This window comes from Allonocardiopsis opalescens, assembly GCF_003002095.1.
Lineage (GTDB): Bacteria > Actinomycetota > Actinomycetes > Streptosporangiales > Streptosporangiaceae > Allonocardiopsis > Allonocardiopsis opalescens.
Genome location: NZ_PVZC01000001.1, coordinates 1,081,410 through 1,100,976 on the forward strand (window position 1 = coordinate 1,081,410; position 19,567 = coordinate 1,100,976).

The following is a 19,567-nucleotide window of genomic DNA, read 5'->3' on the forward strand; positions in this document are numbered from 1 at the left end:
GGGAGCCGGTGCGCGCGCACATCCCCGCGCCCGCAAGCCCTCCGGCCCTCCGAGGCGGTCCGGCGGCGGAAGCTGTGACGCTTCCCTCATCCGGACGGCGACCCGGCCGCCGGCCGGGCGCCCCTGGCCGGACCTGGCCAGTGTGGGGGGTGATCTCGGCAACCTCCCGGGCGCGGGAACCACCTAAGTGCTGAAGAGGCCGCGATCCCGTTCCCCCAGGCGCATCCGCTACTTTTAGGGGCGACTGATCGGGCCGAGATTCGGGGGGATGGACGCCAGCGGGAGGGACGCGGAAATGGGTCACGACATGTACGGCACGGGTGGTCAGCAACCCCCGGGATCGGGGCCCCAGTACCCGTACAACCCGGCGGGCGGGCCGGGCGGGCCCTCCTACGGCTCCTTCCCCACCGGTCCCTCCGGCGGTATGCCGCCGCCCCCGGGCGGCCCCGGCGGCCCGCAGTTCGGCTACCAGCCCTACGGCCCCCCGCCGCCGCCTCCCCGCTCCGGCCGCGGCCTGATCATCGGCCTCAGCGCGGTCGTGGTCGTCCTCGCCGTGGTCGCGGTGATCGCGGTCGTGGTGGTCTTCCGCGCCGAGGAGCCCGAGCTGGTGGTGCTCGAACCCGTCGGCCAGTCCCAGGCGAACGACTTCTTCGGCAACCTCGACCCGCTGGGCGACTCCCTCGCCCAGGGCGTCAGCGTCACCTACCCCGGCTACCCCCAGGTGGCGTCCGGCAGCGGCACCCTGCTCGCGGGCGGCCTGGCGAGCGGGAGCGACCCCGGCCTGTACGGCGGCACCCAGGACGACTCCTCGTGCGACGTCGAGCAGCTGGTCGCCTTCCTCACCGACCCCGCCAACGCCGACCGCGCCGGCGCCTGGGCCGGGGCGCTCGGCGTCCCGGTCGACGGCATCGCCGACTACGTCGACACCCTCACCTCCGCCCGGCTCCGCTACGACACCCGGGTCACCAACCACGGCTTCAGCGACGGCCAGGCCACCCCCTTCCAGTCGCTGCTCCAGGCCGGCACCGCCGTGCTCGTCGACGAGCAGGGCATGCCCCGGGTCAAGTGCAACTGCGGCAACCCGCTGACCGAGCCCGTGCAGCAGGAGGGCCTGGCCTCCGACGACGCGTGGAACCTCGCCGAGGGCGCGCAGAACCCCGACGCCGCCTGGTCCGGACTCGACCCCGCCGGCGCGGTGCGCGTCCAGCCGGCCCCCGTCGACGGCGCCTTCCTGGTGATCGACATCGAGTCCGGCACCGTCTTCGAGCGGCCGGCGGGCACCAACGGTGAAGAGGACGCGCTGGTGCCCTACGGCAGCATCGACGAGCTGTGCGCCGCCATCCCCGAGTCGCCGTCCTGCATGGAGCTGGGCACCGGAGACGTCCAGGTCACCCTCCAGTGGGGCTCCTCGGCAGACCTCGACCTGCACGTCTTCGAACCCGACGGCACCGAGATCTACTTCGGCGACCGGGGCCCCACCTCCACCGGCGGCCAGCTGGACGTCGACTCCAACGTCGGCTGCAATGCCAACGGCTCGGTGGAGAACGTCTACTGGCCGGCCGGGCAGGCGCCCGCGGGCGACTACACCGTGGAGGTCGACGGCTTCAGCGTCGACGGCTGCGGCGGCGGCGACTACACCCTCATCATCCGGGTGGCCGGCCGCGACGACATCATCGAGACCGGCTCCGTCGGCGAGGACGAGACCGACACCTACGACTTCACCGGCTAGGGGCGCGGCCGCGCCGTGAACGCCGCACCGCCCGCGGACAGGGCGGTGCGGCGCGGGGGCGGGAGCCGATCGCAGCGCGGCGGGGGGCGATGCGGTAGAACGGCGGCATGACCGAAACCACCGACACCGTGCCCGGCTGGTTCTCCCGGGAAGAGCTGGACGCAGTCCGCGATCGGCTGCCGATCCTCTACGTCAACGCCGTCCCGGTTCGGATCGACGACTCCGGTGCGGTGACGAGCGTCGGCCTGCTGCTGCGGGTCGCACCCAACGGCGAGATCAGCCGCGCGCTGGTCTCCGGCCGGGTGCTGTACCACGAGCGGATCAGGGACGCGCTCCTGCGCCACCTGGAGAAGGACCTCGGGCCGGTGGCGCTGCCCAGGATCCCGGTCTCACCGCAGCCCTTCACGATCGCGGAGTACTTCCCGACCCCCGGGGTCACCCCGTTCCACGACCCGCGCCAGCACGCCGTCTCGCTGGCCTACGTGGTGCCGGTGGCCGGCGACTGCCAGCCCCGGCAGGACGCCCTCGACCTGGTGTGGCTGACCCCGCAGGAGGCGGCCGGCGCCGACGTGCAGCAGGAGATGTCGGGCGGGCAGGGCGTGCTGCTGCGCCAGGGGCTGGCCCACGCCGGCTGCCTGCCGTGACCCGGCGCCGCGGCGGGCGGCGCCCCCGGGTCGTCCGCCGCCGCGCCCGCTAGGCCGGTACGGCGGCCGGCGCCGCCGGGATGCGGAAGACCTCGGCGAAGCGCCGCAGCAGCTCGGCCTCGCCGGTGATGCGCACGCCGCCGCTCGCCACCACCTCGTCGGGGGTGGCCTCGCCGGCCATCAGCGCCTTGATCGCCGGGCCGGCCTCGATCACCAGGTCGGGCTCGTCCAGTGCGCCCGCGCCCACCTCCAGCTCGCCGCCGTCCACGCGGGCGTGCAGCACCACCTCGCCCATGCGCAGCTCGTAGCCGGCCCGCAGCCCCTCGGCCGCCTCCGGCCGGAAGGTGGAGCGCAGCGCCATGGTCATCGAGTCGGCGGTGACGATGTCGTCGGGGCCGGGCTCGCCGAGGGAGCGCGCCCCCCAGACGCCCAGCCGGATCACCACGTCGTCCAGGTCGGCGCCGTACTCGGTCAGCTCGTAGACCACCGAGGATGAGGGGCGTGGGAGCACCCTGCGCCGCACGATGCCGGCCTGCTCCAGCTCCTTGAGCCGGGCGGACAGGATGTTGGTGGGAATGCGCGGCAGGCCGCGGCGCAGGTCGGTGAAGCGCCGGGGGCCGACGAGCAGGTCGCGGACGATGAGCAGCGCCCAGCGCTCGCCGACGAGTTCGAGCGCGCGGGCGAGCCCGCAGAACTGTCCGTAGGTGCGACCGGCCATGGACTCCCGCCTCACTTGCTTGATTTGACGGAGCTGACTTGTTTATAACAATCTCTGCTTCCGTTGGCAAGTCATGTGGCGGCGGCCGTATTCCCGCCGCCCGCCAGGAGCCCGGTACCGGACCGCCGGCGGCCGGTCCGGGCGGAGCGGGCCGCCTTCGGTACGACGTCCGCGAGCTCCGCTCGGTGGCCCCGAACGCTTCGCCGGTACGTAACAAGATCCTTACGGTCGTCGCCGGAGATTTGCTCTAAAGTCACCGAAAATTGGCATTAAGTTCAGTTGACATGAAACGGCCGAAAAGGGCGCACGCCGAGGTGGCCCAGGTCTGGCCGCGCGACGGGGTGATCCGCGTGGTGGGCCGGGTGCACGGCCTGCCCGAACCCGACGCCCCGCCGTGGGAGCTGCTCGTCGTGCTCAGGGGCCACGACGACGTCCTGCTCCGCTACCGGGCGCCCGTCCGCGGCGGCGGCTTCGACGCGGTGGTGCCGGTCGGGGACCTGGTGCCGCCGCCCGCCGCCGACGGGCCGCCCGCCGTGTGGGACCTCTACCTGGCGGCGGCCGGCCAGGAGCGGCGGCTGCGCGTGGGCCGGCGGCTGGACGACATCAGGGGGAAGAAGAAGGATCATGGTGTTTCCCGCTCAGCGGGCGGTGGCCGGGGGAGCCGGCATCGCGGTCAGGCCCTACTACACGATCAAGGACAACCTCTCGATCGAGTGCCGCCCGCTCCCCGCGGAGCGGGCCGGGGCGTGAGACCGTGCTGATCCGCTACCTGCTGCTGCACGCCTACGGCACCGGCGGCACCATCCGCACCGTGTTCAACCAGGCCGCCGCCATGGCCGAGGCCGGGCACCGGGCCGAGATCGTCAGCGTGGTGCGCCGCAGGGACGAACCCGTCTTCGCGCCGCACCCCGGCGTGGCGCTGAGCGCCCTGGTCGACCTGCGCGGCGACCCCGGCGAGACGCCCCCGCGCGGGCCGCTCGGCCGCTACCGCGCCTGGGCCGACCGGCGCGACCTGCGCCGGGAGGCGGCGGCCGTGCCGCGCGGGGAGTTCGCCTTCCCGACCGTGAACCGCTACGTCGAGAAGAAGGTGATCGGCTATCTGGCCGGGCTGAGGGACGGGATCGTGGTCACCACCCGCCCGGCGCTGAACCTGCTCTCCGCCCGCTACGCCGCCGGCGGCGCGGTGCGGGTCGCCCAGGAGCACATGAACCTGGCCACCCACCGCAAGGACGTGCGGGCCGCGATCGCCCGCCACTACGGCGGCGTCGACGCGGTCGCCGTCCTCACCGAGCGCGACCGCGCCGACTACCAGAAGCTGCTGCCCGGCACCCGGGTGGTGCGCATCCCCAACGCGGTGCACTCCCTGGAGCAGCAGCCCTCCACCCAGGCCGATCCGGTGGCGGTCGCGGCGGGGCGGCTGGTCAGGCAGAAGGGCTTCGACCTGCTGATCCCTGCCTTCGGCCGGGTGGTGGAGCGGTACCCCGACTGGCAGCTGCGCATCTACGGCAACGGCGAGCGCCGGGGCGAGCTGCGCGAGCTGATCGAGCGGCACCACCTCTACAACAGCGTGTTCCTGATGGGCCACAGCTCCGATCTGGACGCCGAGCTGGCCAAGGCGTCCTTCTACGTGCTCAGCTCCCGCTTCGAGGGGCTGCCGATGGTGATGATCGAGGCGATGGCGCACGCCTTGCCCGTGGTGGCCTTCGACTGCCCGACCGGGCCGGCCGACGTCATCACCGACGGGGTCGACGGCCTGCTGGTGCCGGCCCAGGACGTCGACGGGCTGGCGCGGGCGATGTGCCGGCTGGCCGGGGACCCCGGCGAGCGGGCCGGGATGGGCGCCGCCGCCCTGCGGACCGCGCGCGACTACGCCCCCGGGGCGGTGGCGCCGCGCTGGGAGGAGCTGTTCCGCGAGCTGCTGGCCGGCCGGGGCGCGCGCCGGTCCTGACCTCGCCGCGCCGCCGCGGCCCGGTGTCGGTGCCTTCGCGTACCGTCGAAGACATGTGCCGGAGCATCAAGACCCTTCGCGAGCCCTACACCGACGACGTCACCGACGACGACGTCCGCGCCGCCGCCCTGCAGTACGTCCGGAAGATCTCGGGCTTCCGGGCGCCCTCGGCGCGCAATGCCGAGGCCTTCGACCGCGCCGTCGACGCGGTGGCCGCCGCCACCCAGGAGCTGCTGGACGGCATCGCGGCGGCCCGCGCGCCGCGCGCCCGCTCCTAGCCGCGGGCACCGCCGCCGGTCCGACCCGCCGTCGGCGCCGCCCCCTTGACGTCGGAATTGTTAGCGCTAACACTGTAGCCTGGCGGCGCTTCGCCTCCCAGGTTCCAACGACGTTTCCGAAGGCGGTCCGCAGGCATGTCCAGCAACGGGGCCCGGCAGAACCCGGTCATGGCCGATGTGGCCAGGGTCGCGGGCGTCTCGCACCAGACGGTGTCCCGTGTGCTCAACGACCACCCCAACGTGCGCCCCGCCACCCGCGAGCGGGTGCTGGCCGCCATCGAGCAGCTGGGCTACCGGCGCAACTCCTCGGCACGGGCGCTGGTCACCCGGCGCACCCAGACCCTCGGCGTGGTCGCCTTCGACACCCGCCAGTACGGCCCGGCCAGCACCCTGCTCGGCATCGAGCAGGCCGCCCGCGAGGCCGGCTACTTCGTCAGCATCGTCAGCCTCAAGGCCGTCAGCCCGCAGGCGGTCAGGGAGGCGCTGGACTACCTCACCGAGCAGTCCGTCGACGGGTTCATCGTGATCGCGCCGCAGCGCTCGGCGGCCGAGGCGCTGGCCTACATCCCCACCTCGCTGCCGGCCGTGGCCGTAGAGGGCGGGCAGGCCGACGACATGCCGGTGGTCTGCGTCGACCAGCACGGCGGCACCACCGCGGCCGTGCGGCACCTGCTCGGCCTCGGCCACCGCACGGTCTGGCACGTCGCGGGGCCGTCGGAGTGGCTGGAGGCCGAGGCGCGGCTGGAGGGCTGGCGCGCCGCGCTGCGCGCGGCCGGCGCCGCCGCGCCCGAGCCGCTGTACGGCGACTGGAGCCCGCGCTCGGGCTACGCGGCGGGGCGGCGGCTGGCCGAGCGCGTCGGCGGCTCCGACGGCCCCACCGCCGTGTTCGTCGCCAACGACCAGATGGCGCTGGGGCTGCTGCGCGCCTTCGGTGAGCGCGGCATCCGGGTGCCCGAGCAGATCAGCGTGGTCGGCTTCGACGACATCCCCGAGGCGGAGTTCTTCTCGCCGCCGCTGACCACCGTCTACCAGGACTTCGCGGCCGTCGGCCGCCGCGGCATGCGGCTGCTGCTCGACCAGATCGACGGCGGCGCCGGCCGGGCCACCGGCCTGCCACGCGTCGTCGTGCCGGCCCGGCTGGTGGTGCGCTCGAGCACCGCGCCCGCCGCCGGAACCGGCTGACCCCGTCCGCCCCCGACTCCCCGCTCCTCCTAGCCTCCGACCGCTCCCGACGCCACCCGAGCCCACCCCCAGGAGCCCGCGTGACCCCGACTGTTAGCGCTAACAACGACCTTGACGCCGTGATCGGCATCGACTTCGGCACCCTGTCCGGCCGGGCCGTGGTGGTCCGGGTCTCCGACGGCGCCGAACTCGCCAGCGCGGTGCACGAGTTCCGGCACGGCGTGGTCGAGACGGCGCTGCCCGGCTCCGGGCGCCCGCTGCCGCCCGACACCGCGCTGCAGGTGCCCGAGGACTACCGCCGGGTGCTGCGCGACGCCGTGCCGAAGGCGCTCGCCGCCAGCGGGGTGCCGCCGGAGCGGGTGGTCGGGATCGGCACCGACTTCACCGCCTCCACCCCGATGCCGGTGCTGGCCGACGGGACGCCGCTGTGCGAGCTGCCCCGCTTCGCCGACCGGCCGCACGCCTACCCCAAGCTCTGGAAGCACCATGCCGCGCAGCGGCAGGCCGACCGGGTCAACGAGGTGGCCGAGCGGCGCGGCGAGCCCTGGCTGGACCGGTACGGGGGGCGGATCTCCGCCGAGTGGCAGTTCGCCAAGGCGCTGCAGGTGCTGGAGGAGGACCCCGAGGTCTACGCGGCGACGGAGCGCTGGATCGAGGCGGCCGACTGGATCGTGTGGGAGCTGTGCGGAGCGGAGACGCGCAATGTCTGCACCGCCGGCTACAAGGGCATCCACCAGGACGGGCGCTGGCCGTCGCGCGCCTACCTGGCCGAGCTGGACGAGCGCTTCGCGGACTTCGCGGCCGACAAGCTGGCGCACCCGCTGTCGCCGCTCGGCGGGCTCGCCGGACGGCTGACCGCGCGGGCCGCCGCCTGGACCAGGCTGCCCGAGGGGATCGCGGTGGCCGTGGGCAATGTCGACGCGCACGTCACCGCCGCGGCGGCGCAGGCCGTGGCGCCCGGACGGCTGCTCGCGGTGATGGGGACCAGCACCTGCCATGTGATGAACGGCGCGGAGCTGGCCCGGGTGCCCGGTATGTGCGGGGTGGTCAAGGACGGGATCGTGCCCGGGCTGTGGGGCTACGAGGCCGGGCAGAGCGGCGTCGGCGACATCTTCGGCTGGTTCGTGGACAACGCGGTCCCCGCCGAGTACGCCGCCGAGGCGGCTGGGCGCGGCATCGGCGTGCACGAGCTGCTGTCGGAGCGGGCCGCGGCGCGGCCGGTGGGCGCGCACGGCCTGATCGCGCTGGACTGGCACAACGGCAACCGCTCGGTACTGGTCGACCACGACCTGTCCGGGGTGGTGGCCGGGCTGACCCTGGCCACCCGCCCCGAGGACGTGTACGGCGCGCTGGTGGAGGCGACGGCCTTCGGCACCCGCACGATCGTGGACGCCTTCGAGGGGGCGGGGGTGCCGGTTCGCGAGATCGTGGTGGCGGGCGGGCTGGTGCGCAACCCCTTCGTGATGCGGACCTACGCCGACGTGCTCCGCCGGCCGCTCAAGCTGATCGCCTCCGACCAGGGCCCCGCCGTCGGCTCCGCCATCCACGCCGCCGTCGCCGCCGGCGCCTACCCCGACATCCAGGCCGCCTCGGCCGCCATGGGCCGGGTGCGCCCGGAGCCGGTGGAGCCCGACCAGGAGCGGGCCGACGCCTACGACGAGCTGTACGCGGTCTACACCGACCTGCACGACCACTTCGGCCGGGGCGGCACCGACGCCCTGCACCGCCTGCGCCGCATCCGCAACGCGGCGGCCTCCCGGTGACGCCCGTACCGGCGCCCCGCGCCCCGGCGCCCTATGTCCCGCCGCCCTGCCGGCCCCGACCGCACCCGGTACGCCCCGGCGTCCGCCGCCCCGCGCCCCCGGAATCCGCCCATCCCCCGCCCTCCCAGGGGGGCCGACCCCAACACCAGCATCCCGCGGCGGCCGGGCGGCCCGGAAGGGCTACCGGCGGGTTGTGGACAACTCCCGGCATACCGAGCGGTCTGGGGACAAGCGACGACACCGGACCGGCCGGACGGCGAAAGATGACGGGTGCCCGCAGGGGTATCCACCGCGAGGAGGTACGACCATGACCGTCCCGCCCCCCGAGCTGCGGCCGGAGATCCACCGGCTGCGGCGCGAGGTGTGCGCGCTCCACGCCGAGCTGGTGCGCTGGGGGCTCGTCACCTGGACCAGCGGCAACATCTCGGCCCGGGTGCCGGGCGCCGAGCTGATGGTGATCAAGCCGAGCGGGGTCTCCTACGACGAGCTCACCCCCGAGTCGATGGTCCTCACCGACCTGCACGGCCGGACCGTCGAGGGCGACCACGCCCCCTCCAGCGACACCGACGCCCACGGCTACGTCTACCGGGCCATGCCCCACGTCGGCGGGGTCGTGCACACCCACAGCCCCTACGCCACCGCCTGGGCGGCCCGGGGCGAGCCGATCCCCTGCGCGATCACCGCCATGGCCGACGAGTTCGGCGCCGACATCCCGGTCGGGCCCTTCGCACTCATCGGCGGCGACGACATCGGCAAGGGCGTGGTCGCCACCCTGTCAGGCCACCGCTCCCCGGCGGTGCTGATGCGCAGCCACGGCGTCTTCACCATCGGCGCCGGCCCCAAGGCGGCGGTCAAGGCGGCGGTGATGTGCGAGGACGTCGCGCGCACGATGCACCTCGCCCTCCAGCACGGCCCCGTCCCCGCCCTCGCGCCCGAGCACGTCGACGCGCTCTACGACCGCTACCAGAACGTCTACGGCCAGCGGCCCGCCGCCGGCCGCACCCCCGAATCCGAGGAGGACTCGTGACCGACCGTCTGCCCCGCATCGGCGTCCTGGGGATCATGCAGGCGCTCTACGACCACATGATCCCCGGCATCACCGAGCGCCAGGCCGGTTACGCCCAGGAGGTCGCCGACCGGCTCGGCGGGATCGCCGAGTTCGTGGTCGGTCCGCCGGTCAAGAGCCGCGCCGACGCCGAGCGGGTGATGCGCGGCTTCGAGAACGACGAGCTCGACGGCGTGCTGGTGGTGATGCTCACCTACGGCCCCGCCATGCGGGTGGCCCGCCTGTTCAACGAGAACCGGCTGCCGGTCTGCCTGGCCAACATCCAGCCGGAGCCCTCGGTCACCCCGGCCTGGGACATGGCCGACATGACCTACAACCAGGGCATCCACGGCGCGCAGGACACCGCCAACGCCATGGTCCGGGCCGGGCGCGCCTTCGACGTCGTCACCGAGGACTGGAACACCGACGCCTTCGTACACCGCATCGACCGCTGGGCGCGGGCCGCCCGCGCCATCACCGCCTGGCGGAGCCTGCGCATCGGTGTGTTCGGCTACGCCATGAACGACATGGGCGATATCCGCGTCGACGAGAACGCGCTGCTGCGCGCGCTCGGTCCCGAGATCGGCTTCATCGCGCCCGGAGACCTCTGGCGCGGCATGGCGCAGGTGCCGGCCGACGCGGTGTCGGAGCTGATGGGCTGGGAGGACGGCCGCTTCGCGGTCGACTCCGCGCTCTCGGCCGAGGAGCGCGAGGACCACGCCCGCATGCAGCTGGCCATCGAGAGCATCCTCACCAACCGCGGCTGCCTCGCCTACTCCACCCATTTCGACGCCATCGGCGAGGACGGCCGCTTCTCCCGGCTGCCGCTGGCCGCCGCCTCCAGCCTGATGGCGAAGGGCTACGGCTACGGCGCCGAGGGCGACGCGCTGGCCGCGGCCATGGTCTACGCCGGCCACCAGCTGGTCGGCCGGGGCCACTTCACCGAGATGTACGCGATGGACTTCCCGACCGACTCCATCCTGATGAGCCACATGGGGGAGGGGAACTGGGAGGTGGCCCGCTCCGACGAACCGGTGCGGCTGATCAAGCGCTCCCTGGGCATCGGCAAGCTCGACGACCCCCCCACCTTCCTGTTCCGCATCCAGCCGGGCCCGGCCACCCTCGCCTCCCTCGTCTCGCTCGGGGGAGAGAAGTTCCGGCTGGTCGTCTCCGAGGGCGAGGTGCTGGACTCCCAGCCGCTGCCCGCCCTGGAGATGCCCTACGGCCAGTTCCGCCCCGCCACCGGGCTGCGCCGCTGCATGGACGGCTGGCTGACGGCCGGCGGCACCCACCACATGGTCATGAACCTCGGCCACCGCGCCGAGGACTGGCGCGTCTTCTGCTCCCTCGCCGGGATCGAGTACCACCCGGTCTGAAGCGGGCCGGTTCCCCCACCGCAACCCGAACAAGGAAGGTCGGACCAATGTCGACAGACCCCCGGACCACTCCGGGCGCACCCGCACCGCGAAGAGCACCCCGGGCGGCCGTGCGGCGCAGGGCCGCCGCGGCCATGCTGGCCGGGCTGGCGCTGTTCGCCGCCTCCTGCGCCGTGCAGGAGAACCCCGAGCAGGAGGAGGGCGCGCTGGTGGGCATCTCGATGCCCACCCAGTCCTCGGAGCGCTGGGTGGCCGACGGCCAGAACATGGTGGAGCGCTTCGAGGAGGCCGGCTACGCCACCGACCTCCAGTACGCCGAGGACGTGGTCGAGAACCAGATCTCCCAGATCGAGAACATGATCCTGCGCGGCGCCGACGCGCTGGTCATCGCCTCGATCGACGGCGAGGCGCTCACCGACGTGCTGCAGCAGGCGGCCGACCAGGAGATCCCGGTGATCGCCTACGACCGGCTGATCCGCGGCACCGAGAACGTCGACTACTACGCCACCTTCGACAACTTCCAGGTCGGCGTGCTGCAGGCCGAGTACATCGTGGAGGCGCTTGAGCTGGAGTCCGGCGACGGCGGCCCCTACACGATCGAGCTGTTCGGCGGCTCGCCCGACGACAACAACGCCTACTTCTTCTACGACGGCGCCATGTCGGTGCTCCAGCCCTACCTGGACTCCGGCGACCTGGAGGTCCGCAGCGGCCAGACCACCATGGAGCAGATCGCCACCCTGCGCTGGGACGGCGCCACCGCCCAGGCGCGGATGGACAACCTGCTCAGCGCCAACTACAGCTCCGAGGAGCTGGACGCGGTGCTCTCGCCCTACGACGGCATCAGCATCGGGGTGATCTCCTCCCTCACCAGCGTCGGCTACGGCACCGAGTCGCGGCCGATGCCGGTGATCACCGGCCAGGACGCCGAGCTGGCGTCGGTGCGCTCCATCATCGCCGGGGAGCAGACCCAGACCGTGTTCAAGGACACCCGCGAGCTGGCCGAGGTCGCGGTGAACATGACCGAGGCGGTGCTCAACGGCGAGGAGGCCGAGGTCAACGACACCACCAGCTACGACAACGGCGTGCTGGTGGTCCCGTCCTTCCTGCTGGAGCCGGTCTCGGTGGACCGCGACAACTACCAGGAGGTCCTGATCGACAGCGGCTACTACACCGAGGAAGAACTGGCCGGCTAGCGGCGCGCCGGGCGGCCGGCGCGGCACACCCGCGTGCCGGCCGCCCGGGCACCGCCCGAACGGGAGGGAACAGGCGGCATGGGCGACACCATCCTGGAGATGCGCGGCATCACCAAGGCGTTCCCCGGCGTGGTGGCGCTGGGCGGCGTCGACCTGCGGGTCCGGCGCGGCGAGATCCACGCGCTGGTCGGCGAGAACGGCGCCGGGAAGTCCACCCTGATGAACGTGCTGAGCGGGGTGTACCCGCACGGCTCCTACGGCGGCGACATCCTGGTCGACGGCCGGGTGCGCGCCTTCCGCAGCGTGCGCGACAGCGAGGCGGCCGGGATCGCCATCATCCACCAGGAGCTGGCGCTGGTACCGCAGCTGTCGATCGCGGAGAACATCATGCTCGGCAACGAGCGCACCAGCTGGGGGGTGATCGACCTCGACCACACCACCCGCCGGGCCAGGGAGCTGCTGGCCGAGGTCGGGCTGGCCGAGGACCCCGGCGCGCCGGTGGCGGCGCTCAGCGTCGGCCGCCAGCAGCTGGTGGAGATCGCCAAGGCGCTCGCCAAGGACGTGCGGCTGCTCATCCTGGACGAGCCCACCTCGGCGCTGAACGAGACCGACAGCGCCAAGCTGCTGCGGCTGCTGCGCGAGCTGCGCGGACAGGGCATCACCTGCATCATGATCTCCCACAAGCTGAACGAGATCATCGAGATCGCCGACACGATCACCGTGCTGCGCGACGGCCGCACCATCGAGACCCTCGACCCGGAGTCCGGCGCCGTCACCGAGGACCGCATCATCAGCGGTATGGTCGGCCGCGACCTCGACCACCGCTTCCCCGATCGGGTCCCCGAGATCGGCGAGACCTTCTTCGAGGTGCGCGACTGGACCGTCGACCACCCCACCCAGGCCGACCGCCGGGTGGTCGACGGCGTCGGCCTGCACGTGCGCAGGGGCGAGATCGTCGGACTGGCCGGGCTGATGGGGGCGGGCCGCACCGAGTTCGCGATGAGCGTCTTCGGCCGCAGCTACGGGCGCTTCGCCGGCGGCACTGTCATCAAGGACGGCCGCGAGATCCGCACCCGGCACGTCGGCGAGGCGATCGCCAACGGCATCGCCTACGTGCCCGAGGACCGCAAGGAACTGGGCCTCATCCTCGACGACGACATCCGGCGCAACCTCACCCTGGCCGGGCTGGAGCGGATCAGCGCCCGCGCCGTCATCGACCGGGGCGGCGAGGTGGTGCGCGCCGAGGACCTGCGGCGCCGGCTGCGGGTCAAGAGCCGCAGCGTGCTGCAGACCACCGGCGAGCTGAGCGGGGGCAACCAGCAGAAGGTGGTGCTCGGCAAGTGGATGTTCTCCGAGCCCGACCTGCTGATCCTGGACGAGCCCACCCGGGGCATCGACGTCGGCGCCAAGTACGAGATCTACCAGATCGTGCACCGGCTCACCGCACAGGGCAAGGGCGTGCTGCTCATCTCCTCGGAGCTGCCCGAGCTGCTCGGCATGTGCGACCGGATCTACACGATGGCCCAGGGCCGCGTCACCGGTGAGCTGCCGCGTGCCGAGGCCGACCAGGAGGCCCTGATGAAGCTGATGACCACGACGACGAAGACGCGAGGCTGATCCGATGGGAGCCGTGCGCGAGCTGCTGCGCAACAACGCCCGCCAGTACGGGATGCTCATGGCCCTGGTCGTGATCGCCGTACTGTTCGGCGTGCTGACCCAGGGGCTGCTGCTGCAGCCCGCCAACATCAACAACCTGATCATGCAGAACGGCTACATCCTGATCCTGGCGATCGGGATGATGCTGGTGATCATCACCGGCCACATCGACCTCTCGGTCGGTTCGGTGGCCGCCTTCGTCGGCGCCACCTCCGCGGTGCTGATGACCGGCACCGGACTGCCGCCGTACGTCGTCGTGGTGCTGGCGCTGCTGCTGGGCGGGCTGATCGGCGCCTGGCAGGGCTTCTGGGTCGCCTACGTGCGCATCCCGGCCTTCATCGTGACGCTGGCCGGCATGCTGCTCTTCCGCGGCCTGACGATGATCCTGCTCGGCGGTGAGACGGTGGCGCCGCTGCCGGCGTCGTTCCGGGCGATCGGCTCCGGCTTCGTCCCCGACGTCGTGGTGGAGCTGCCGTACACGATCTGGCTGCTCGGCATCACCTTCGACGAACTGCACGTCTTCGCGCTGCTGTTCGGCGCGGTCGCATCGGCGCTGGTGGTCCTCGGCCAGCTGCTCGGCCGCCGCCGGCTGCGCCGCCACGGCCTGTCGGTCGGCTCCCGGCCGTGGTTCATCGTGAAGCTGGTGGTGCTGGTCGCGGTGCTCAACGCCTTCACCTTCATGCTCGCCGTGCACAACGGGGTGCCGGTCATCGGCGTCGTGCTGGTGGTGCTGATCGTGGGCTACTCCTTCGTGATGAACCGGATGACCATCGGCCGCCGGGTGTACGCGGTGGGCGGCAACGAGAAGGCCGCGATGCTGTCGGGCGTGCGCACCAAGCCCACCACCTTCTGGGTGTTCGTGAACATGGGCGTGCTGTCGGCGCTGGCCGGGCTGGTCTTCGCCGCCCGGCTGAACGCCGCCACCCCGAGGGCGGGCAACCTGTTCGAGCTGGACGCGATCGCGGCCGCCTTCATCGGCGGCGCCTCGGCCACCGGCGGCGTGGGCACGGTGGTCGGCGCCGTGATCGGCGCGATGGTGATGGGTCTGATGAACAACGGCATGTCCATCATCGGCCTGGGCGTCGACTGGCAGCAGGCCATCAAGGGCCTGGTGCTGCTGGTCGCCGTCGCCTTCGACATCTTCAACAAGAACCGGGTCCGCGCCTCGCGCACCGCGGCGGCCGCGGCCTCGGACGGCTCCGGCGGCACCGGCGCCGACCCCGTCCCGGCGGCGGGGGCGAACGGTTCGGCGGCGGAGCGGGAACCCGATCCGCCGCCGGGTACCGCCCGCACCGGCGGCACCGGCGCGGTGGCCGGTTCCGGCTGAGCGGAGGGCGGGCCGCACGGTCGGGGCGCCCGCACCGCCGCCCCGACCTGCGGACCGGTGCGGTCGGCCGATCGCACAAGGCGGCCGCCCCTACCTTGCGCACTCCGCTCGGCGGGCTGGGGCGGACGGCCGTGCGCGTCTGGCGTCGTGCGGCGGCGGCCTGCAGGATGTCACCGAGCTGGACCTGTCCGCCGTCTGGGCGGCGGGGGAGATGGTGTCCACCACCGCCTTCTCCTGCGGCGGCGAGCTGTGGGGGCACAGCGGCGGAATCCTCGGGTACTGCACCGAGGCCACCCGTTCCGACGACGGGCGGCGGCTCACCTGGTCGATCAAACCCGCTGCCCGGCCTGCCACCCAGCACCGTGACCGAGCTGTACGACGCCTTCTACTGCTGATCCGCGTCCGCGGCGCCGGGCTCCCGACGGGGGTCCGGCGCCGCCGCGCGTCCGGGCACCGCCTCAGCCCGCGGTACCACTCGATGGTGCGGTGGGAGTGCCCGGAGCCGTCACCGGCGCTGCCACCGGCGGGGGAGTGCGGTCCGCGGCCGCCGCAAGGGTGCCCGGCCTACCCCGCGGAGTGGTGGCGGTGGGCTAGGTCGGGCGGGCGCGCTCGCCTAGCGTCTTCCGGGAGCGCGAAGGCCGGCGACCGCGCCGGCGCGTGGCCGAGGAGGCGATGGCGATGCAGCCGACGACCGGTTCCCGAGACGACCGACCCGTGCGGAGGCGGCGCGGCCGGACGGCCGCCCGGGTGTGTGCGGGCGTGGTGACACTGATCCTGGCGGGCGCGGTGGCCGTGCCCGCCACCGCCGCCGACCCGCGGCCCGCCGGCCACGGGGTGGGCGCCGTCCTGCAGCGGTTGGTCGACGCCGAGCAGGCGACGGCCGCCCTGGTGCGCACCCGCGACGGGCGGCACCGCGACGCGGCGGCCTTCGGCACGGCCGATCTGGAGACCGGGCGGCCGGCCCGGGCCCACGGGCACTTCCGGGTCGGCAGCGTCACCAAGACCTTCGTGGCGACGGTCGTGCTGCAGCTGGCCGATGAGGGGCGGCTGGGCCTGGACGACCCGATCGAGCGCCACCTGCCGGGGGTGGTGCCCGGCGGCGAGGACATCAGCGTGCGGCAGCTGCTGAACCACACCAGCGGCCTGTACAACTACACCGAGGCCATGGACGCGACCTACGACAACATGCTGCGCCCCTACACGCCGCAGGAACTGCTGGGGTTCGCCTTCGAGCACGACCCGTACTTCCCGCCGGGCGAGGGCTGGCACTACTCCAACACCAACTACGCCGTGGCGGGGCTGCTGATCGAGGAGCTGACCGGTACGCCCTACGGTGAGCAGGTCGAGCGGCGCATCCTGCGCCCGCTGGGCCTGCGCCACACCTCCGTGCCCGGCGACGACATGACGCTGCCCCGCCCGCACGCCCGCGGCTACGAACCGGCCCCCGACGGGGGCGGGCTGCGCGATGTCACCGAGCTGCACCCGTCGGGCGCCTGGGCGGCGGGGGAGATGGTGTCCACCACCGCCGACCTGGAGCGTTTCCTGGACGCGCTGATGGAGGGGCGGCTCACCAGCGACGAGTCGCTGGCCGAGATGCGCGAGACCGTCGCGACCGGGGTGCCGGGGAACGCGTACGGCCTGGGTGTGGCCAGCTCCGACCTCTCCTGCGGCGGCGAGGTGTGGGGGCACAGCGGCGGCATCTTCGGGTTCGTCACCGACGCGTCGCGCGCCGACGACGGACGGCAGCTGACCTTGTCGGTCAACCCGCTGCCCGGCCTGGAGCCCAGCACCGTGACCGAGCTGTACGACGCCTTCTACTGCTGATCCGCGTCCGCGGCGCCGGGCTCCCGACGGGGGTCCGGCGCCGCCGCGCGTCCGGGCACCGCCTCAGCCCGCGGCGAGCAGGCCCCGGTACCACTCGATGGTGCGGTCCAGCGCGGTGCCGAGCTCGGTGGGGCGGGTGCCGAAGGCCGCCTCGAAGGCGGAGGAGTCCATCACCTGGTCCTCGGTGTGCTGGTAGAAGAGTTCGGCGTACTCGTCCATGAACTCCTGGTCGAAGGGGCCGTAGGGGCGGGGGCGGTCCAGGACCACCACGTTCAGCGGCCGGCCGACCCGCTGCTCGATCATCCGGTGCGCCTCGCGGGTGGTGACGGCGGGCGGCGTCGGCAGGTGCCAGACGCGCCCGTCGCCCTCGGGGTGCTCGCCGAGGACGGCCAGCCCGGCGGCCACGTCGCCGATGTAGGTGTAGCTGTGCAGCCGGTCCAGGTCGCCGATGCCGAGCACCTCGCCGCCGGTCAGCGCGCCGGGGAAGACCGCGCCGGCCAGCGAGGAGACGAGCACGCCGGGGCCGACGAAGTCGGCCGAACGGCCCATGACGGTGCGGACCCGCCCGGCGCGGTGCGCCTCCAGGTAGCCGCGGTCCAGATCGGCGCGCAGCCGGCCCTTGCGGCTGGTGGCGTTCCACGAGGTCTCCTCGGTCATCACCGCGCCGCGGGTCTCGCCGTAGGGGTAGAGCGTGTCGAGCACCACCAGGCGGGCCCCCTCGCCTTCGGCGGCGGCGAGCACCGCCTCCTGGACGCCCGGCAGCACCCGCGTCTGGAGGGCATAGGGGACGTTCACGCAGTGGTAGACGACGTCGGCCCCCTTGACGGCGGCTCGCGCCTGCTCGGCGTCGCCGACATCGGCGGCGTGCCGCTCGACCCCCTCGACGGCGGGTCCGGCGCCGCCGCGGTTCACCAGCCGGACCTGGTGGCCGCGGCCGGCCAGTTCGGCGGCGAGCGCGGTGCCGGCGGGACCCGAGCCGAGGACGACGTGGCGGCCGGGGGCGCCGGACGGGGTGGTGGGCATGGCGGACTCCTCTGGATCGGCGGAACCGTTCTGTTTTGGTCTCTCACAACTGTTAGACACTGTAACAGTTGCTAAGGTGGCTCGCATCAGTGTCGGAGGTGAGGAGAGGCTGTGACGGTGGGCACACCGGGTCCGCGGGCCCGTTACCGCGAACGCACCCGGGCCGAGATCAAGGAGATCGCGCTGAGGCAGCTGGCCGAGGGCGGCATCGGCTCCGTCGCGCTCACCCGCATCGCCAAGGAGCTGGGCCTGTCCGGCCCGGCGCTCTACCGCTACTTCGCCGGCCGCGACGACCTGCTGAGCGCGCTCATCCTCGACGCCTACGCCGACGTCGCGCGGACCGTCGGAGAGTCCGGTGCCGCCGAGGAGCCCGCCCGGGCGCGGCTGCGCGCCCTGGCCCGGGCCTACCGGGGCTGGGCGCTCGGCGAACCGCACCGGCACCTGCTCATCTACGGCTCGCCGCTGCCCGGCTACACCGCGCCGCCCGAGACCCTCCGGCTCGCCCGCGACGCGCTCGCGCCGTTCGTCGGCGTCTTCGCCGACGCCAGGCCCGCCCCGGCGGCCGCCGCCGTCGCCGGGCAGCTGGCCGACTGGGCCCGCCGCGACGCCGCCGTCGCGCAATGGGCGGCCGAGTGCCTGGCAGGCGGGGCCGGCGGCGCCTCCGCCGACGCGGAGCGCGCCGGGCGCGCGCTGGCCGGCGCCGTGACCGCCTGGACACGGCTGTACGGCGTGGTCGGCCTGGAGGTGATCGGCCAGTTCACCACGATGGGGCACGACCCGCTCAGCCTGCTCGACGCCGAGATGGACCTGCTGGCCGACGCCTACGGGCTTCCCTGAGCCGCGGCACCGATCGCGGAACGGATCCTGCCGCGATGGCTCCTAGCGTGCTTCCGACCGAACGGAATGAACGGGCGGGGCCGGACCGGCCGCCCGGAACCGATGGAGGAACGCATGACGGTGCTGGTGACGGGAGCGACGGGGAACGTCGGCCGCGAGCTGGTCGGGCAGCTGCACCGGGCGGGGCACCCCGTCCGGGCGCTCACCAGGAACCCGGAGCGGGCCGCGCTGCCCGAAGGGGTGGAGGTGGTGCGCGGCGACCTCACCGAGCCCGGCACGCTCGGCCCCGCTCTGGAGGGCGTGACCGCGATCCACCTCATCACCTTCGGCGGCGACGACCACGCCGAACTGGCCACCGGCGCGGAGATCGTGGACCTGGCGGCGCTGGCCGGGGTGCGCCGCGCCACCGTGCTCAAGAGCTCCTATGAGCCGACCAGCGTGGAGCGCGCCCTGGTGGCGGGCCCGCTGGAGTGGACCTTCGTGGCGGCGGTCGGCTTCATGGCCAACTGTCTGGACTGGGCGGACGGCGTGCGCAAGGAGGGCGTCGTGCGCGAACCCCACGGCGACGTACCCGGTTCGGTCATCCACGAGGGCGACATCGCCGCGGTGGCCGCGACGGTCCTCACCGGCGGCGGCCACGGCGGCCGCATGTACACCCTGACCGGTCCCGAGCTGCTGACCGTCCACGAGCAGGTCCGCGCGATCGGCGCCGCCATCGGCCGGGAGGTGCGCTTCGAGGAGCTGACCGAGGCCGAGGCGGCCGAGCGCTGGCGGGCGCAGGGCTACGACGAGGAGAGCATCGCCTTCTTCCTCCAGATGGGCAGGGAGACCCCGGGCGTCGGCCGCACCGTCCTGCCGACCGTCCAGGACATCACCGGCCGCCCCGCCCGCACCTTCGCCCAGTGGGCCGCCGAGCACGCCGACGCCTTCCGCGGCTGACCGGAGCCGCCGTCCGGGCCCGACCGGCCCGGACGGCGGACCGTTCGCCGGGCGCGTCGGGCCACCGGGAACGCGGTCGTCCGCG

17 protein-coding genes are annotated in these 19,567 nt (G+C 73.6%); 15 read left to right on the plus strand and 2 right to left on the minus strand.

The annotated features are described in order from the left end of the window. The first annotated feature begins 295 nt into the window (after nt 1-295). Together CLV72_RS04360 and CLV72_RS04365 are read left to right on the plus strand one after the other, a co-directional pair. Complete coding sequence (locus CLV72_RS04360; RefSeq protein ID WP_170140867.1) at nt 296-1,729, plus strand: DUF6777 domain-containing protein; 1,434 nt, start codon at nt 296-298, stop codon at nt 1,727-1,729. Nucleotides 1,730-1,836: 107 nt separating this feature from the next. Next, nucleotides 1,837-2,373, plus strand: coding sequence for an NUDIX hydrolase family protein (locus tag CLV72_RS04365; protein ID WP_106239567.1), 537 nt, complete (start codon nt 1,837-1,839; stop codon nt 2,371-2,373). 49 nt (nt 2,374-2,422) lie between these two features. Here the strand turns inward: CLV72_RS04365 and CLV72_RS04370 are convergent, their stop codons facing one another. Next, on the minus strand, nt 2,423-3,091 hold the full coding sequence (locus tag CLV72_RS04370) for a winged helix-turn-helix transcriptional regulator (protein ID WP_106239570.1): 669 nt from the start codon (nt 3,089-3,091) through the stop codon (nt 2,423-2,425). A 284-nt stretch (nt 3,092-3,375) separates the two neighbouring features. Between CLV72_RS04370 and CLV72_RS04375 the strand changes: the two genes are divergently transcribed. The 11 genes from CLV72_RS04375 to CLV72_RS04425 all read left to right on the plus strand — a co-directional run bounded on the left by CLV72_RS04375 (nt 3,376) and on the right by CLV72_RS04425 (nt 16,683). After that, on the plus strand, nt 3,376-3,852 hold the full coding sequence (locus tag CLV72_RS04375) for a hypothetical protein (protein WP_211302686.1): 477 nt from the start codon (nt 3,376-3,378) through the stop codon (nt 3,850-3,852). Beyond that, nucleotides 3,846-5,039, plus strand: coding sequence for a glycosyltransferase family 4 protein (locus tag CLV72_RS04380; protein ID WP_106239573.1), 1,194 nt, complete (start codon nt 3,846-3,848; stop codon nt 5,037-5,039). The genes CLV72_RS04375 and CLV72_RS04380 overlap by 7 nt, the downstream gene beginning before the upstream one ends. A 53-nt stretch (nt 5,040-5,092) precedes the next feature. Next, the gene (locus tag CLV72_RS04385; RefSeq protein ID WP_106239577.1) at nt 5,093-5,317 is read left to right on the plus strand and encodes a DUF2277 family protein; all 225 of its coding nucleotides are present in this window, start codon (nt 5,093-5,095) and stop codon (nt 5,315-5,317) included. Nucleotides 5,318-5,452: 135 nt separating this feature from the next. Continuing rightward, on the plus strand, nt 5,453-6,499 hold the full coding sequence (locus tag CLV72_RS04390) for a LacI family DNA-binding transcriptional regulator (protein WP_245929852.1): 1,047 nt from the start codon (nt 5,453-5,455) through the stop codon (nt 6,497-6,499). Nucleotides 6,500-6,579: 80 nt separating this feature from the next. Beyond that, entirely contained in the window at nt 6,580-8,262 is a 1,683-nt protein-coding gene (araB, locus tag CLV72_RS04395) for a ribulokinase (protein WP_245929853.1), read from the plus strand. Between the two features lie 307 nt (nt 8,263-8,569). Then, entirely contained in the window at nt 8,570-9,289 is a 720-nt protein-coding gene (locus CLV72_RS04400; protein WP_106239584.1) for an L-ribulose-5-phosphate 4-epimerase, read from the plus strand. A 35-nt stretch (nt 9,290-9,324) separates the two neighbouring features. Continuing rightward, the gene (locus tag CLV72_RS04405; RefSeq protein WP_245929924.1) at nt 9,325-10,683 is read left to right on the plus strand and encodes an L-fucose/L-arabinose isomerase family protein; all 1,359 of its coding nucleotides are present in this window, start codon (nt 9,325-9,327) and stop codon (nt 10,681-10,683) included. Between the two features lie 134 nt (nt 10,684-10,817). Beyond that, a complete protein-coding gene (chvE, locus tag CLV72_RS04410) occupies nt 10,818-11,876 on the plus strand; it encodes a multiple monosaccharide ABC transporter substrate-binding protein (protein ID WP_106241322.1) in 1,059 nt (352 codons plus the stop codon). 78 nt (nt 11,877-11,954) lie between these two features. Further along, nucleotides 11,955-13,493 carry a multiple monosaccharide ABC transporter ATP-binding protein gene (gene mmsA, locus CLV72_RS04415; protein ID WP_106239592.1) on the plus strand — a complete coding sequence of 513 codons (1,539 nt, stop codon included), beginning with the start codon at nt 11,955-11,957 and terminating at the stop codon, nt 13,491-13,493. 4 nt (nt 13,494-13,497) lie between these two features. Further along, nucleotides 13,498-14,859 carry a multiple monosaccharide ABC transporter permease gene (mmsB, locus tag CLV72_RS04420; RefSeq protein ID WP_106239596.1) on the plus strand — a complete coding sequence of 454 codons (1,362 nt, stop codon included), beginning with the start codon at nt 13,498-13,500 and terminating at the stop codon, nt 14,857-14,859. 759 nt (nt 14,860-15,618) lie between these two features. After that, nucleotides 15,619-16,683 carry a serine hydrolase domain-containing protein gene (locus tag CLV72_RS04425; protein WP_211302687.1) on the plus strand — a complete coding sequence of 355 codons (1,065 nt, stop codon included), beginning with the start codon at nt 15,619-15,621 and terminating at the stop codon, nt 16,681-16,683. A gap of 63 nt (nt 16,684-16,746) precedes the next feature. Here CLV72_RS04425 and CLV72_RS04430 read toward each other — a convergent pair whose 3' ends face one another. Then, a complete protein-coding gene (locus CLV72_RS04430) occupies nt 16,747-17,706 on the minus strand; it encodes an NAD-dependent epimerase/dehydratase family protein (RefSeq protein WP_106239600.1) in 960 nt (319 codons plus the stop codon). 111 nt (nt 17,707-17,817) lie between these two features. On the opposite strand from CLV72_RS04430, the gene CLV72_RS04435 reads away from it, so the two are divergent. Next, entirely contained in the window at nt 17,818-18,543 is a 726-nt protein-coding gene (locus tag CLV72_RS04435) for a TetR/AcrR family transcriptional regulator (protein WP_106239604.1), read from the plus strand. A gap of 114 nt (nt 18,544-18,657) precedes the next feature. Continuing rightward, nucleotides 18,658-19,482: an SDR family oxidoreductase gene (locus tag CLV72_RS04440; RefSeq protein WP_106241328.1), complete on the plus strand. Its 825-nt coding sequence runs from the start codon at nt 18,658-18,660 to the stop codon at nt 19,480-19,482. The last annotated feature ends 85 nt before the right edge of the window (nt 19,483-19,567 follow it).

Bases quoted from the DNA above. Each gene is read 5' to 3' on its own strand.
- CLV72_RS04370 (WP_106239570.1), bottom strand. From the start codon at position 3,091: ATGGCCGGTCGCACCTACGGACAGTTCTGCGGGCTCGCCCGCGCGCTC.
- CLV72_RS04440 (WP_106241328.1), top strand. From the start codon at position 18,658: ATGACGGTGCTGGTGACGGGAGCGACGGGGAACGTCGGCCGCGAGCTG.
- CLV72_RS04400 (WP_106239584.1), top strand. From the start codon at position 8,570: ATGACCGTCCCGCCCCCCGAGCTGCGGCCGGAGATCCACCGGCTGCGG.
- chvE (WP_106241322.1), top strand. From the start codon at position 10,818: ATGCTGGCCGGGCTGGCGCTGTTCGCCGCCTCCTGCGCCGTGCAGGAG.
- CLV72_RS04360 (WP_170140867.1), top strand. From the start codon at position 296: ATGGGTCACGACATGTACGGCACGGGTGGTCAGCAACCCCCGGGATCG.
- CLV72_RS04385 (WP_106239577.1), top strand. From the start codon at position 5,093: ATGTGCCGGAGCATCAAGACCCTTCGCGAGCCCTACACCGACGACGTC.
- CLV72_RS04405 (WP_245929924.1), top strand. From the start codon at position 9,325: ATGCAGGCGCTCTACGACCACATGATCCCCGGCATCACCGAGCGCCAG.
- CLV72_RS04430 (WP_106239600.1), bottom strand. From the start codon at position 17,706: ATGCCCACCACCCCGTCCGGCGCCCCCGGCCGCCACGTCGTCCTCGGC.
- mmsB (WP_106239596.1), top strand. From the start codon at position 13,498: ATGGGAGCCGTGCGCGAGCTGCTGCGCAACAACGCCCGCCAGTACGGG.
- CLV72_RS04365 (WP_106239567.1), top strand. From the start codon at position 1,837: ATGACCGAAACCACCGACACCGTGCCCGGCTGGTTCTCCCGGGAAGAG.
- CLV72_RS04390 (WP_245929852.1), top strand. From the start codon at position 5,453: ATGTCCAGCAACGGGGCCCGGCAGAACCCGGTCATGGCCGATGTGGCC.
- CLV72_RS04375 (WP_211302686.1), top strand. From the start codon at position 3,376: ATGAAACGGCCGAAAAGGGCGCACGCCGAGGTGGCCCAGGTCTGGCCG.
- mmsA (WP_106239592.1), top strand. From the start codon at position 11,955: ATGGGCGACACCATCCTGGAGATGCGCGGCATCACCAAGGCGTTCCCC.